This window comes from Candidatus Sodalis sp. SoCistrobi (assembly GCF_900143145.1).
GTDB lineage: Bacteria > Pseudomonadota > Gammaproteobacteria > Enterobacterales > Enterobacteriaceae > SoCistrobi.
Genome location: NZ_FRDB01000004.1, coordinates 30,758 through 45,121, shown reverse-complemented (window position 1 = coordinate 45,121; position 14,364 = coordinate 30,758). Strand labels below are relative to the sequence as shown.

13 protein-coding genes, 1 tRNA gene and 1 pseudogene are annotated in these 14,364 nt (G+C 56.9%); 6 read left to right on the top strand and 9 right to left on the bottom strand.

Annotated features, from left to right (window positions below; all coding sequences use genetic code 11):
* Window positions 1–101: 101 nt before the first annotated feature.
* On the top strand, window positions 102–1,268 hold the full coding sequence (locus CINSTRO3249_RS00875) for an amino acid permease (RefSeq protein ID WP_074011776.1): 1,167 nt from the start codon (window positions 102–104) through the stop codon (window positions 1,266–1,268).
* A 510-nt stretch (window positions 1,269–1,778) separates the two neighbouring features.
* Window positions 1,779–2,204: pseudogene (locus tag CINSTRO3249_RS00870) on the top strand (Glu/Leu/Phe/Val dehydrogenase); the annotation flags it as partial.
* Window positions 2,205–2,309: 105 nt separating this feature from the next.
* Here the strand turns inward: CINSTRO3249_RS00870 and CINSTRO3249_RS00865 are convergent.
* The 3 genes from CINSTRO3249_RS00865 to CINSTRO3249_RS00855 form a co-directional block, all read right to left on the bottom strand.
* Window positions 2,310–2,591, bottom strand: coding sequence for a helix-turn-helix domain-containing protein (locus tag CINSTRO3249_RS00865; protein ID WP_074011781.1), 282 nt, complete (start codon window positions 2,589–2,591; stop codon window positions 2,310–2,312).
* Between the two features lie 14 nt (window positions 2,592–2,605).
* Complete coding sequence (locus CINSTRO3249_RS00860) at window positions 2,606–2,929, bottom strand: type II toxin-antitoxin system RelE/ParE family toxin (protein ID WP_074011774.1); 324 nt, start codon at window positions 2,927–2,929, stop codon at window positions 2,606–2,608.
* A 244-nt stretch (window positions 2,930–3,173) separates the two neighbouring features.
* Window positions 3,174–3,249 (bottom strand) — tRNA-Ile (locus CINSTRO3249_RS00855).
* Between the two features lie 134 nt (window positions 3,250–3,383).
* On the opposite strand from CINSTRO3249_RS00855, the gene mug reads away from it, so the two are divergent.
* Window positions 3,384–3,902: a G/U mismatch-specific DNA glycosylase gene (mug, locus tag CINSTRO3249_RS00850; protein ID WP_074011773.1), complete on the top strand. Its 519-nt coding sequence runs from the start codon at window positions 3,384–3,386 to the stop codon at window positions 3,900–3,902.
* Window positions 3,903–4,146: 244 nt separating this feature from the next.
* Here mug and rpoD read toward each other — a convergent pair whose 3' ends face one another.
* The 3 genes from rpoD to rpsU form a co-directional block, all read right to left on the bottom strand.
* Window positions 4,147–5,994 carry an RNA polymerase sigma factor RpoD gene (rpoD, locus tag CINSTRO3249_RS00845; RefSeq protein ID WP_125933085.1) on the bottom strand — a complete coding sequence of 616 codons (1,848 nt, stop codon included), beginning with the start codon at window positions 5,992–5,994 and terminating at the stop codon, window positions 4,147–4,149.
* A gap of 151 nt (window positions 5,995–6,145) precedes the next feature.
* Window positions 6,146–7,894, bottom strand: coding sequence for a DNA primase (gene dnaG / locus CINSTRO3249_RS00840; RefSeq protein WP_074011772.1), 1,749 nt, complete (start codon window positions 7,892–7,894; stop codon window positions 6,146–6,148).
* A 127-nt stretch (window positions 7,895–8,021) separates the two neighbouring features.
* On the bottom strand, window positions 8,022–8,237 hold the full coding sequence (gene rpsU, locus CINSTRO3249_RS00835; protein WP_001144069.1) for a 30S ribosomal protein S21: 216 nt from the start codon (window positions 8,235–8,237) through the stop codon (window positions 8,022–8,024).
* Window positions 8,238–8,689: 452 nt separating this feature from the next.
* On the opposite strand from rpsU, the gene tsaD reads away from it, so the two are divergent.
* Complete coding sequence (gene tsaD / locus CINSTRO3249_RS00830; RefSeq protein WP_074011779.1) at window positions 8,690–9,709, top strand: tRNA (adenosine(37)-N6)-threonylcarbamoyltransferase complex transferase subunit TsaD; 1,020 nt, start codon at window positions 8,690–8,692, stop codon at window positions 9,707–9,709.
* A gap of 1 nt (window position 9,710) precedes the next feature.
* Here tsaD and plsY read toward each other — a convergent pair whose 3' ends face one another.
* Complete coding sequence (gene plsY / locus CINSTRO3249_RS00825; protein ID WP_074011771.1) at window positions 9,711–10,340, bottom strand: glycerol-3-phosphate 1-O-acyltransferase PlsY; 630 nt, start codon at window positions 10,338–10,340, stop codon at window positions 9,711–9,713.
* A 105-nt stretch (window positions 10,341–10,445) separates the two neighbouring features.
* Between plsY and folB the strand changes: the two genes are divergently transcribed.
* Window positions 10,446–10,805 (top strand): bifunctional dihydroneopterin aldolase/7,8-dihydroneopterin epimerase, encoded by a 360-nt coding sequence (folB, locus tag CINSTRO3249_RS00820; RefSeq protein WP_074011770.1) that lies wholly within the window; start codon window positions 10,446–10,448, stop codon window positions 10,803–10,805.
* Between the two features lie 140 nt (window positions 10,806–10,945).
* Window positions 10,946–11,767 carry an undecaprenyl-diphosphate phosphatase gene (gene bacA, locus CINSTRO3249_RS00815; protein WP_074011769.1) on the top strand — a complete coding sequence of 274 codons (822 nt, stop codon included), beginning with the start codon at window positions 10,946–10,948 and terminating at the stop codon, window positions 11,765–11,767.
* Window positions 11,768–11,999: 232 nt separating this feature from the next.
* On the opposite strand, the gene CINSTRO3249_RS00810 is transcribed toward bacA, so the two are convergent.
* Both CINSTRO3249_RS00810 and CINSTRO3249_RS00805 read right to left on the bottom strand, forming a co-directional pair.
* Window positions 12,000–13,247 carry a multifunctional CCA addition/repair protein gene (locus tag CINSTRO3249_RS00810; RefSeq protein ID WP_074011768.1) on the bottom strand — a complete coding sequence of 416 codons (1,248 nt, stop codon included), beginning with the start codon at window positions 13,245–13,247 and terminating at the stop codon, window positions 12,000–12,002.
* Between the two features lie 100 nt (window positions 13,248–13,347).
* Window positions 13,348–13,974 carry a TIGR04211 family SH3 domain-containing protein gene (locus CINSTRO3249_RS00805; protein ID WP_074011767.1) on the bottom strand — a complete coding sequence of 209 codons (627 nt, stop codon included), beginning with the start codon at window positions 13,972–13,974 and terminating at the stop codon, window positions 13,348–13,350.
* Window positions 13,975–14,364: the final 390 nt, after the last annotated feature.

Here is a 14,364-nt window from a genome sequence, read left to right as displayed (position 1 = left end):
AATATGTCACCAGGGTTTAATCTGACGTACAAGCTGTAAGCTTAAGGCAGAGTACAAACTCACCGGTAACATCCCAATGATCAGTTGGGGATCATTAACCTTTGAAAGTCAATGATCAAGATATAAGGCATTTTGGCGAATTTGAGTTCTGGCTTTCGCTGGTTAAAGTACTGGCCATCATCGCGTTTATCGTCGTCGGTACGTTGGCGGTGATGGGGTTTTGGCCGCTGGCGGACATTAGCGGAACGGCGAGGCTGTTCAATCATGGCGGCTTTATGCCCAACGGCCCCGGGGCGGTGTTGGGTGGGGTGTTGGTGACGATTTTCTCTTTCTTCGGTGCGGAGATCTTGAGTATCGCCGCCGCGGAATCACAGGAGCCGGCAAGGCAAATCCGTAAGTCCACCAATCTGATTATCTACCGCATCGCGCTGTTTTATATCATGTCGATTTTTCTGGTGGTTTGCCTGATTGACTGGGATGACCCCGCGCTGCCCCGACAGGGGACTTTCCAATATGTGCTGTCGGTGCTAAATGTTCCCGGCGCCAAACGGATTATGGATTTTGTGGTGCTAATAGCGGTAAGCAGCTGCATGAATTCCGCTCTGTATACCGCCTCGCGCATGTTTTACGCGCTGGCCCGCCGGGGGGATGCCCCCGCGTTGGGTAAGCGGCTTTCCAGCCATGGGACGCCGCGTATCGCGGTTCTGGCCTCTACATCGGCCGGCTTTCTGGGTTGCCTGGCCAATTATCTGTTTCCCGGCAAAGTGTTTGGTTTCCTGCTCTCAAGTACCGGTGCGATTGCGCTGCTGGTCTATCTGGTCATTGCGGTATCCCAGTTGCGCATGCGCGGCATTTTGGAACGCCAAGGGCAGCCGCCCCAATTCAGAATGTGGCTGTTCCCTTGGCTTAACTGGCTGTGTATTGGGATCATTGCCGCCGTACTAAGCTACATGGCCTGCGCGCCGGCTTACCGATATGAGGCATTGATGACGGGCACCGTAGCGTTGATTGTTTTTTTGCTCAGCCTGATGGTTTGCCGCCATCGCGCCGCTGTGGGCGTTACCCGGCTATCGCCGCTGCGAGAGAGGGACATTGAGGCAACCCGGCTATCGCCGTTGCGGGAGGGGGACATTGAGGCTGCCCGGCTATCGCCGCTGCGAGAGAGGGACATTAAGGCTGCCCGGCTAACGCCGTTGCGAGAGAAAGACATTGAGGCAACCCGGCTATCGCTGCTGCGGGAGGGGGACATTGAGGCAACCCGGCTGTAGCGCCCACCTGCTGCCGTTAAGTAGGGAAATGCCGTCGTGCGCCGCCGCGCGTAACGGGCAGGCGGGGGAAGCGGCGCGTGGTCGACGCTTAGGCGGCAAAGGGCTATTGGACGCGCCGCGTGGAGTGGCGAAAGGAGCAACCATTACGCCGCGCTTACAGGGGAGGGGGTAGCCGCTGCGTCGTAAATGCGTTGGCAGCGAAGGCCCGGGGCTGCGGCGCAGCCTATGACGGGCGGTCGGCGACGGGCCGATGGCATGTCGCCGCGCGCTGCGGCATGTCGCGCCGCTGGCACAAACGATCTTGTCTTAAATTATACCGACAAGCGGTGGAGAATAAGACGAAATTGCTAGCGCCGGCAAGGTTCGTGGGGTTTTGCGCGGGTAAACTGATACCGTAGCAGAGTAAAACAAAAACGGAAGTCATTTACCCGCCGATAATGGTGCGAATGCCTGATAGCCGTAGCGATTCGCCCTTATCGTCCCATCGCTTAGCTTGATAGAGGTTGTTTTATGAGTGCCCTTTCTTATGTTTCTACTGATAACAATTCCGCGTGTGCTACCTTCCTGGCGCAGGTGGAGCGCGTGTTACCCTATTTAGGCGATCTGGCTCTCTGGGCAGATACGCTGCGCCATCCCAAGAGGGCGCTGATTGTGGATATTCCCCTGGAGATGGATGACGGCACTATCCGTCATTTTGAAGGTTTCCGGGTGCAGCATAATTTATCCCGTGGTCCGGGTAAAGGCGGTGTGCGTTTCCATGCGGATGTCACACTGGAAGAGGTCATGGCGCTGTCGGCGTGGATGACGGTGAAAAGTGCCGCGCTGAATTTGCCTTTTGGTGGCGCTAAAGGGGGCATTCGCGTCGATCCGCGCGAGTTATCGGAAAAGGAGCTGGAACGCCTGACCCGGCGTTATACCAGCGAAATCGGTAGCATTACCCACGAAACCAGCTAAAGCGGCCGTAATTAGGGCTTGAGATGAGTACTACTTGATTGAAAAAAATGTAATTGAAGTATGTAAAAGAGTGCTTTAAGCGGCAACTTACACCAAACGTATCTGTAGTTTTTTACCAACCGCTGCCGCGTATTTCTTAAGCGTTGTATACGAGGGGCCTTGAGTTCCAGATACAAGAGCTCTTTCAAGCCTGGTAATCGCGGTTGCTTTTGTTCCCATGCGTTCAGCAACCTGAGCTTGGGTAAGCCCGGCTTTTTTACGTGCTTTCAATAGTTCATCCAGCAGAGTAAATTCCTCTTCCAAACTGTCATATTCTGCTTTTACAGCTGGATTAGACAGCATTTTTTTAATCAATTCGTCGTGAGTCATCATGTTCTTTACACTCATTTTTTTACCTCTTTCATTCTGGCTTCAGCAATACGGCGTTCCCTCGGCGGTGTTTTTTGCGTTTTTTTAATAAAGCAATGCAGCATAACTATGCGTTTGCCCACAATTGTGCAATAGAAAACACGTGCAATACCTTCAGCACCTTTTAGTCTAAGTTCAAACAGGCCATTACCGAATGCCTCAGTATGGGGCACACCAAGATTTGCTCCATGTGTCTGCATTCTTTGTGTATAGCGGACATAACGAGCCTGTAACGTTACCGGAAGAGCCATAATTTCTTCCTGTACTTCTTTATTATAATAATCAATTAAATATGCCATGGGTTAAAGATAACAAATTTGTTATGTTGTTGCAAGCTAAATGGCCGTATTGCGCGTAGAGACTTCTTTTTTACATTCTTTGCATTGCGTGAGAGCCATAACCATTCCTTGTAGTAGATGAAATCTACCTTCCAAAGCTCAGCGTTTGACTACCTGAGGGGACGAAAAAGGGACACTTAGTATTGATAGGAAAACGCCACTCGTTTGAAATGTGGCTTAATTCATTGTTTTTGATACGAAAATTTGGTGGCCCCTGCTGGACTTGAACCAGCGACCAAGCGATTATGAGTCGCCTGCTCTAACCACTGAGCTAAGGGGCCGAGTGGGCGTTGATTATAAATGATGCCGCCAACCGGGTCTATAGCGACTCCCGCCAGATGGATGATTTATCGCCGGTTTTTGGCTAAAATCGTTAATTATTGGCGCCACGGCCAGAGATGAAAGAGAGGGTTCAATGATAGAAGATATTCTCCGGCAGGGGCTTCGGGTGGTGTTCTGCGGTATCAATCCGGGGTTGTCCAGCGCGCATAAAGGGGTGCATTTTGCCAATGCCAATAATCGCTTTTGGAAGATCATTCATCTTGCGGGTTTTACGGCGCAGCAACTGCAGCCGGAGGAGGAGGAGCAGCGGTTGCTGGAGACCGGGTGCGGGATCACGATGCTGGTGACGCGGCCCACCACCGAAGCCTCAGAGCTGTCGCTGGCGGAATACCGGCAGGGTGGCGAGCGGCTGGTGGCCAAGATAGAAACGTTCCAGCCGCAGGCGCTGGCGATTTTGGGCAAGCAAGCTTACTGCCAGGCATTTCGGGTGAAAAATGCGCCATGGGGGCGGCAGGAAATGCGCATTGGCGCCACACAGTTGTGGGTTTTGCCTAACCCCAGCGGGCTTAACCGCATGAGCGGCGACGCACTGCTGGCGGCGTATCGCGCTTTGTCCGACGCGCTCCCGCCGCCTTCATTAACGACACGCTAGCTAATTCCACCGCTGTCATGGCCGTCGGGCTAGTTGGTCACTTCCGTTAAGGGAGCCAGCGGCCTTACAGGGAGCGTCTCACGACTTAGGCCAGCCGCGTTGTGGGGCACGTCTTGATATTCAGATGAGGTAGCCTTGTGGGCCAGACGCCCGCGCTGGGCGACGGGCAATAAAAAGCCCCGCGGTGTGCTGCGTGGCGATGTTTTGAGCGCCTTAAGGAAAGGGCCGTCAGCACAACCGGAACTTAATCGTCCAGGAAGCTGCGCAGGACCTCAGAACGGCTCGGGTGACGCAGCTTGCGCAGCGCTTTCGCTTCGATCTGACGAATACGCTCGCGGGTGACGTCAAACTGTTTGCCGACTTCTTCCAGCGTATGGTCGGTGTTCATGTCGATACCGAACCGCATGCGCAGGACCTTGGCTTCACGCGCGGTCAGGCCGGCCAGCACATCGTGAGTGGCTGAACGTAGACTCTCCGAGGTAGCGGAATCCAGCGGTAATTCGAGGGTGGTGTCCTCGATAAAATCCCCCAAGTGCGAATCTTCATCGTCGCCGATAGGCGTTTCCATGGAGATAGGCTCCTTGGCAATCTTGAGCACCTTACGGATTTTATCCTCCGGCATCAGCATGCGTTCCGCCAGCTCTTCGGGCGTGGGTTCGCGTCCCATTTCCTGCAGCATCTGCCGGGAGATACGGTTGAGTTTGTTGATCGTCTCAATCATATGCACCGGAATACGGATGGTGCGCGCCTGGTCGGCGATAGAGCGGGTGATGGCCTGGCGGATCCACCAAGTGGCGTAGGTGGAAAACTTATAGCCGCGGCGATATTCAAACTTGTCCACCGCCTTCATCAAACCGATATTGCCTTCCTGAATCAAATCCAGGAACTGCAGGCCGCGGTTGGTGTATTTTTTGGCGATGGAAATAACCAGACGCAGGTTAGCCTCAACCATTTCTTTCTTGGCGCGCCGCGCCTTGGCTTCGCCGATCGACATCCGGCGGTTGATATCCTTCACCTGCTCGATGGTCAGACCGGTTTCATCTTCAATCAGGCGCAGTTTTTGCAGGCTGCGATGCACGTCATCATCGACTTCGTGCAGTTTTTCCGACCAGGGCTTGTTCATCGCCAGCGCGGCTTTGAACCAGCTTTCGCTGGTTTCATTGCCGGCGAACAGCGTGACGAAGTTTTTCTTCGGCATCTTGCTGATTTCGACGCACAGCTTCATGATAAGACGTTCCTGGGTACGCACGCGATCCATCATGGCGCGCATGTTGTTAACCAGGTAATCAAACTGCTTCGGCACTAAGCGGAACTGTTTAAATACGTCGGAAAGGTTCAAAATCTCAGCGGCCGATTTAGCATGGCTGCGTCCGTTGATTTTGATAACGTTACGGGTCGTTTCGTACTGCTCGCGCAGCTCGACGAATTTCTGCCGCGCCAGCTCTGGATCGATGCTGTTATCGTCGTCCGTGCTGTCGTCGTCACCGTCCTCTTCATCCTCGTCATCGTCATCGGCGATTTCTTCGGCGGAGAGTTCAGAGCCGATATGGGTCGCGGTTGGCGCCATATCTTCTTCCGCGTTAGGGTCGACAAAGCCGGTGATAAGGTCGGACAGGCGGGCCTCGCCGGCTTCGACGCGGTCGTACTGTTCCAGCAGGTAGGTGATAGCCTCAGGGTACTCGGCGACCGAGCACTGGACCTGATTGATGCCATCTTCGATACGCTTGGCGATATCGATCTCGCCTTCGCGGGTCAGCAGCTCCACGGTACCCATTTCGCGCATGTACATGCGCACCGGGTCGGTGGTGCGTCCAATTTCGGACTCGACGCTGGACAAGACCTGCGCCGCAGCTTCCGCCGCATCTTCGTCGGTGTCGGAGGTGGTTTCGGCCAGCAGCAGGTCATCGGCGTCCGGTGCTTCTTCCATCACCTGGATGTTCATGTCATTTATCATCTGGATGATATCTTCGATCTGATCGGAGTCGACGATATCCTCCGGCAGATGGTCATTGACCTCGGCAAAGGTCAAATAGCCTTGCTCCTTACCACGTGTGACAAGCAGCTTAAGCTGTGACTGCGGGTTTTGCTCCATAAGACGGTATCCACACTTCAGAGTAATATTCGGTGTTGGTTGGTGAAAGCGCATCACCAACAAGAGATCTGGGCTTTGTTTCGCGCCGCAGCCCAATACGGCATTGCGCAGGGTCTTGCCCTGCCAGATATAGGCAATTAAGCCTCGTCATTCAGGTTTTTTTCGCCAGCGCCTGATTCAGCGACCAAAGCTCCTGGCGTTCTTCGGCCGTCAGGCCGTGGGTCCGGTCGCGGGCGATAAGCGCTTCCTGGCGGTGTTCAAGTATGGAGTCGTAAAGACTCGCCAGGGTATCGACAAATGTCGCCTCGATCATCTCATCTATGATCATGTGGTTCCAGGTCGCCAGGGTTTCAAGCTGGGAGTAGGATTTATTCTCCCGATAATGCTCCAGCAATTGGCCGGTGGTTAACCCCGGCTGGGCCTGGCAGGCCTGCACTAATTCAACAAACAACGGCACACCCGGCTGATTTGCCTGCTCCAACCCCTCCACCGTGGGTACCAGGGTGGAAAGCCGTGGATGTTGCACCAGTAATCCTATCAGTATACGCATGGTTGTGCGTTTTATCCGCGCTTGCGGTGAAATATTTGCCTTAAGGGACGCCTTGGGCAGCAGTTTCTCTAGTTGGCTGTCGTCAAGGATCCCGAGTTTATTGCCCAACTGCTGGCGCAGGTAGAGACGCAATGTCTCGCCCGGTACCTGGCCTATCAGCGGCAGCGCCAGCGTGCTCAGCTTGGCGCGGCCGTCGGGGCTGCTTAAGTCCACCTGTGGCATTAGCGTTTCAAATAAAAACGTCGATAGCGGCTGCGCCTGTTCGATGTGCTGCTCAAAGGCCTCTTTGCCAATTTTACGCACCAGCGTGTCGGGATCCTCGCCTTCCGGCAGAAACATAAAACGCAGCTGGCGGCCATCGGTGAGGTAGGGCAGCGCGTTTTCCAGCGCGCGCCAGGCGGCTTCCCGCCCGGCGCGATCGCCGTCATAGCAGCAGATCACCCGATCGGTGGCGCGATACAGCAGCTGTATATGCTCAGCGGTCGTTGAGGTACCCAGCGAAGCCACCGCATAGTCGATGCCGAACTGTGCCAGCGCCACGACGTCCATATACCCTTCGACCACGAGCAGCCGGGATAATTCCGGGTGCTGCCGCTGGGCCTCGTACAGGCCGTACAGCTGGCGGCCCTTATGGAAAATATCGGTTTCCGGCGAGTTCAGGTATTTCGGCTGACCCTCGCCCAATATCCGCCCGCCGAAGGCGATCACCCGCCCGCGTTTGTCGCGGATGGGGAACATGATGCGATCGCGAAAACGGTCGTAGGTGCGACCGTTGTCATTGACCACCAGCATGCCGGCGTCGTTAAGCGAAGCGCGATCCTCCGCCGAACGGCCGAAACGCTTAATGACGTTATCCCAGCCCGACGGCGCGAAGCCGATGGCAAAATGCGTCATGACCGCTTCGCTCAGCCCGCGCTGTTGCAAATAATGGCGCGCGTCCGACGCCGTCTGCGCCTGCAATGCCTGTTGATAGAAGTCGCTGAGCTTGTCCATCAATTGATACAGGCTTTGTCGCTGATGGCGTTCCTGCTGGTTCGGGCCGGTGCCCGTTTCATAGGGCACTTCCAGGCTGTGCTGGGCGGCAAGCTCTTCGATGGATTCGACGAACTCCAGCCGGTCGTAATTCATCAGGAAATCGATGGCGTTGCCATGGGCGCCGCAGCCGAAACAATGGTAAAACTGCTTTTCGCCGTTCACGGTAAACGACGGGGTTTTCTCATGATGGAATGGACAGCAGGCGTGAAAATTCTTGCCCTGCTTTTTGAGCTTTACCCGCGCATCGATCAGATCGACGATGTCGGTTCGCGCCAACAAGTCATTGATAAAGACACGTGGGATTCGTCCAGCCATAAGCCCTGTCAGGTAAGCACTTGAACGACAACAAGCCGCGCAATCCTTCCGGATGGCACGGCCTTCGTATGCAACAACTAAGTCTGCGGATTAATCACGCGGCCGGGGTGGTTCGCACCCCGGAAAATCAATACAGACGAGTGCGGCGTGCGTTTTCGCGAGCCAGTTTCTTGGCGTGACGTTTAACGGCGGACGCTTTAGCGCGCTTACGTTCGGTCGTCGGTTTTTCATAGAACTCGCGACGACGAACTTCGGCCAGAACACCCGCTTTTTCGCAGGAACGCTTGAAGCGACGCAGTGCTACGTCGAACGGCTCGTTTTCACGTACTTTAATTACCGGCATGTGCCTCTCACCTCGATAGAATTCGGATTTTGTCGCTGACCTGTGCCAGCCTTTTCAAAATGGTGCGGAATTTTACTCTAAGCCCGCCTGCTTTGTAAAGCGCCGCACTGCGTGATCTTACTCGCTGCACGTCGGTTGCCACACAACCCGCTGATGTCAGGCGTAAATTCGGGCAAAAAAGCGGGCATGAAATCGGCCCTGAACAGGGGATAACGCCCTAAAAGCCGCGATCCGCTGGCGCGGGCGTTCATTAACACCCTCTGCGCGGGCAAGCGGCGGGATCGCGGTGGACTACCGTGGGATCCTGGCGCGATCGAGCGATCGTCAGGTCGGCTTTTGTAGCACGACGGCCGCAGAGATGAAAGGGTTTTACGCCAAAGCCGTCGTCCGCAGGCCGCGCAGCGGCGCAGAATATGGTAAACTGTGCGCCGCAAAAAAGGGTGGTAAAGATTATGCGCGTATTGGGTATTGAGACGTCATGCGATGAAACCGGCGTGGCGATTTACGATCAACATCAAGGATTGCTGGCTAACCAGCTTTACAGTCAGGTGAAACTGCACGCCGATTATGGCGGTGTGGTGCCGGAGCTGGCGTCCCGCGATCATGTCCGTAAAACCGTGCCGCTTATCCAGGCGGCGCTGGCCGAGGCCGGCCTGCAGGCGTCGGATATCCATGGGGTGGCCTACACCGCCGGGCCGGGGCTGGTGGGGGCGTTAATGGTCGGCGCCACCGTCGGCCGCGCGCTGGCCTATGCCTGGGAGGTGCCGGCTGTCGCCGTTCACCACATGGAAGGGCATTTGCTGGCGCCGATGCTGGAGGCCAATCCGCCGGCCTTCCCGTTCGTGGCGCTGTTGGTTTCCGGCGGTCATACTCAGCTTATCGCCGTGACCGGCATCGGCGAATATCGGCTGCTGGGGGAGTCTATCGATGATGCCGCCGGCGAAGCGTTCGATAAAACCGCTAAGCTGCTGGGGCTGGACTATCCCGGTGGCCCGATGCTGGCGCGTCTGGCGCAGCAGGGCGTGCCGGGGCGTTACAAATTTCCGCGGCCGATGACCGACCGTCCGGGGCTGGCGTTCAGCTTTTCCGGGCTGAAAACCTTTGCCGCCAACACCGTGCGCGCCGGTGCCGATGACCACCAGACGCGCGCGGACGTCGCGCGGGCGTTCGAGGAGGCGGTGGTGGAAACGCTCATGATAAAATGTCGGCGCGCGCTCGATCTAACCGGATTCCAGCGGTTGGTGATGGCCGGCGGCGTCAGCGCCAATCAGTCGCTGCGCGCCAGTATGGGCGAAATGATGCGCCAACGTGGCGGAGAGGTATTTTACGCCCGTCCCGAGTTTTGTACGGACAACGGCGCGATGATCGCTTACGCGGGCATGGTGCGGCTGCTGGGCGGGTCGCAGGCGAGTCTGGCGGTGTCGGTACGGCCGCGCTGGCCGCTGGAGGAGTTGCCGGCGCTGGGCGCCTGAGTCAGTGCTTGCTTTGCTGCCGGTCAATATCCCGGTCTTTTTGCCGGCGGCGCCAGATGCGGCTTTCCTGACCGCGCCACAGCCGCTGGATATTGTCGTGGTGACGCAGGAGCACCAGACAGGAGAGCATCGCCACCGGGAAGGTGAACTGCGGCTTGAACCACCAGACGTAGAAGGGGGCGATCAGGGCGCTGACAATAGCTCCCAGCGAAGAATAACCGGAGAGCAGCACCGTTAAAAGCCAGGTGCCTATCATCAGGCCGGACAGATCATAGCCAATGGGCGCAATGGCCCCCAGCGCGGTAGCGACCCCTTTACCGCCGCGAAAGTGGAAGAAAATCGGATAAATATGGCCAAGACAGGCGGCGATGGCCACCAGACCCAGCCAGAACGGCGGCAGGCCGAGGCCGTAGCCTATCCACACCGGGATCATCCCCTTCAGGACATCGAAAACCATTACGCCCGCGGCCGCCAGCTTGCCGCCAAGCCGCAGCACATTGGTGGCGCCGGGATTGCCGGAGCCGCTGGTGCGGGGATCCGGCAGGCGGGCGAGCCTACAGATAAGAATCGCGCTGGAGACTGAACCGCATAAGTAGGCGAAGATTATCATGCCAATCGCGATAGCATTCATAACCACATTCCATTCATCAACATTCGTTTTATTTCGCTATCTGTGGATAATACGCATATTCCCGAGGAAGTGGTATCCGATAGCCACAAAAACCGAGTATGGCACATGGACATTGTATTTATTGAGCAATTAACGGTAATGGCGGTGATAGGCGTTTATGACTGGGAACAGCAACGGTTGCAAAAATTGGTGTTCGACCTGGAAATGGGCTGGGATAACCGCCCGGCGGCGCGTAGCGATGATGTCGCCGATTGCCTCAGCTATGCGGACGTCACCGACGCCGTGCTGTCGCTGGTGAACGGCAAGCGTTTCGCGCTGGTGGAGCGTGTTGCCGAGGAGACGGCGGAGCGGCTGATGACCCAGTTCAAACTGCCCTGGATACGTATCAAAATCGGTAAGCCCGGCGCGGTGCCGCAGGCGGCCACCGTCGGCGTTATCATTGAGCGCGGGCGGCGAAAAGTCTGAAAATAGCGCAGCGGTAATCATTTAGCCATGCGATTGCAACCAAATTACCGTATGTTTGTCTCAATTTGCGGGAGATTTAGCGGCTGGTCTGTTTACATACCGCCGCTTTTTTATTGTCGTGACTTTGAGGGAAACGTTGTATGGCGGATATGCACGAGTGGGTTATCGCGTTCATTCTGGGGGTGGTGGAAGGGTTAACGGAATTTCTGCCGGTTTCTTCGACGGGACATATGATATTGGTCGGTAGCCTGCTTGGTTTTACGGATGATAAAGCCAAGACTTTTGAGGTTATCATCCAGCTGGGGTCGATTCTGGCGGTGGTGGTGGTGTTTTGGCGCCGGCTGTTTGGTCTTATCGGTATCCATTTTGGCCAGGTGCCTCACGAGGGTATCGGCAGCGGTCGCCTGCGTCTCGGGCATATTTTGCTGGGCATGATCCCGGCGGTGGTGCTGGGACTGGTGTTTCACGAGCAAATCAAAGCCATTTTTGCCCCGATTTACGTGATGTATGCCCTGGTGGTCGGCGGTGTGCTGTTGCTGGCGGGGGAATGGCTGAAGCCCAAAGTGCCGCGCGCGGCGGGTATCGACGATTTGACTTATCTGCAGGCGTTTCTCATCGGCTGTTTCCAATGTCTGGCACTGTGGCCGGGTTTTTCCCGCTCCGGCGCCACTATCAGCGGCGGCCTGCTGGTCGGCGTTAGCCGTTACGCCGCATCGGAGTTCTCGTTCATTCTGGCGGTGCCGATGATGCTCGGCGCGACGGTGCTGGATCTGTACAAAAGCCTGCCGTTTCTCGCCTGGCAGGATTTCCCGATGTTCGCTATCGGCTTCGTTACCGCCTTTGTCGTGGCGCTGCTGGCTATCAAATTCTTCTTGCAAATTATTAAGCGTATCTCGTTCGTGCCGTTCGCCATTTACCGCTTCATTCTGGCGGCGGTAGTGTATTGGATCTTGATTGGCTGATTGGCTGATTGGCTGATTGGCTGATTGGCTGATTGGCTGATTGGCTGATTGGCAGATGGGCTGACTGATCGACTAATTGGCTGTTTTTGCTGCGCCGCGGCGGGGGGCGATAGCCGCAGGGCAGGGGACGGGCCGTGCGCGGGCCGCTGAGCGTTATCCGCCCGGCGTCATTGTTAGGGTATCTCTGACGGCATTTGCAGTATCTGACGCACGGTACGCGGTAGGGTAGCGGTCAGTCCTGAATGGTCTCGGTATCGCTGTTCTCTTGCTGTCGCTTCCAGCTCGTCAGCGCCTGCTGACGTCGCCGGTTGAGCTCCTCGCCGATGTGCGCGCCGCTAAATCCCGCCGCCATCACCTCGCGCGCGCTGACTGAACTGGCTACGCAGAACGCGTCGCGAAGAAAATCCCCCTGCGGATAGGCATGGTTCTCAAAACCGGTACGGCCACGGGCGTCGGCTTCGCTGGCGAGGATCATCTGCTCCAGGCGCGCCGGTCGGCGCCAGACATCAATGGCGCTGAACAGTTTTATCAGTGTCTTTGGCGTCAGGCTCTGGGCACCGTGCAGCAGATCATGGTAGCGGGCCACGATCGTGGCCAGATCGCGCAGCGGATTGGGCACCTTCAGACGTTGGCACAGCGCTTCCACCACCTTCACCCCCGCCGGGCCGTGCCCGTGGTGGCTGGGCCACAGCTCGCGCGGCGTAAGCGCCTTGCCCACATCGTGGCAAAGCGTGGCGAAGCGTACCGCGATATCGTCCGTCAGCCGGGCCGCCATCGACACCGTCATCAGGGTGTGGATGCCGGTATCGATTTCCGGGTGCCATTTCGCCGGCGCCGGGACGCCAAACAGCGCGTCCACCTCGGGAAACAGCGCTTTCAACGCGCCGCAATCGCGCAAGACCTGAAAATAGACCTGCGGGTTGCGGGTTGCCAGCGCCCGCTCCGTCTCTTTCCAGACCCGCTCAGGCGCCAGCAGCGGCAGCTCATCGGTCATCTGTTGCATCAACGCCATGGTTTCCGGCGCGATGCGGAAATTCAAATGGGCGAAGCGCGCGGCAAAACGGGCGACCCGCAGTACCCGCAGCGGATCTTCGCCGAAGGCGTCGGAGACATGGCGCAACCAGCGCTGGCGGAGATCCTGCTGTCCCTGATAGGGATCAATCAGATTACCCTCGTCGTCGCGGGCGATGGCGTTAATAGTAAGATCGCGGCGGCGCAGATCTTCTTCCAGCGTGACTTCCGGCGAGGCATAGCAGATGAAGCCGGTATAGCCCTGACCGGATTTGCGCTCCGTGCGTGCCAGCGCATACTCCTCGCGGCTTTCGGGGTGCAGAAAAACCGGAAAATCCTTGCCGACCTGCTGATAACCTTGCGCCAGCATCTCCTGCGGCGTCGCGCCAACCACTACCCAATCCCGCTCCTTGACGGGGAGCTGTAACAGACCGTCACGCACGGCGCCGCCGACCAGATATTTCTTCACAATTCTCTCCTGGCAAAGCCGGTGTTGCCTTTATCGGTACCGTTCATTAAGTGTAGCCGTATCTCGCGCGCGATTCACCGCCGCCCGTGTCGGGAGCGGCTCAGTTCATCCAGCGGTTGTCTTTTTTGCGCCGGGGAATGATATGGGGCAGCAGCAGCAGCAGCCCCAGCAGCAGGCCTACGCCAGCCACACCGCCGCCATACATGAACCACTGCATGATAATGGTGCGCTGTTTGTCGTCAAGCTGGACCGCCGCCGCATTGACCTTTTTCTGCGCCGTCGCCAGCTGATCCTTCAGCGCCTGATTCTGTTCTTTAAGATCGTTTATCACGCCGTCGCTGGTGGCCACTTTTTGCTGCATGTCGGCGGTGCGCTGATTCCAGCTGGCGTCGATAGTGTTAAGCTTTTGCGTCAGCTCCTGCACCTGCTGCTCCAGCGCCGGCACCCGGGTGCGCAAACTGGGCTGAGCGCTCAACTGATCTTGTGGGATCCAGGCGGTGCGCCCCTTTTCGTCGCGTATCTGGGCGAAGCCGGTGTCGTTATTCTGGCCGAGAAGCGTAACGGCGTCGCCGGAATTCAAGGTGCCGACAATGCGATACTGATTACCCGGACCGCTGTGGATATAGGTCAGCAGGGTGTCGGAAACATAACGTGGCTCGTCGGCATTGGCGGCGCAGGCGAGGCCCAAACCGACCGCGACGAAGTAAATATGGCGTAATTTCAGCATTATTCCGTCATTTTTAAGCAAATGTTGCACGATAGTAGTGGCTTCAGTTTGACGACGCAATGTCGGGTCCGAAATGAGAACACTCTTACTCTCGGACGAAGCGTATAGCCGTTGCTGCCCCCACCACCCGATGATGCCGGCATCCATGGGCCGGCGCCGCGCGGTTACCGGCGCGGCGTACCCTCTGCGCCGCCGGCGGCGGGTGAGGGACGACAATGACAAAACGCGTCAAAGGTGATGAGATCTTTGGACCCCCCATGACACGAAAAGTGCCGTTGGGCTTGTCCGTTTTGTCCATTAAGGCCATGATTAGGCGTTAACACTTGCCATCTTAAGCGATGAGTCGCCACCAGGGATGGCTTAAGCGTCAATGAATTTTACCGCTATGGC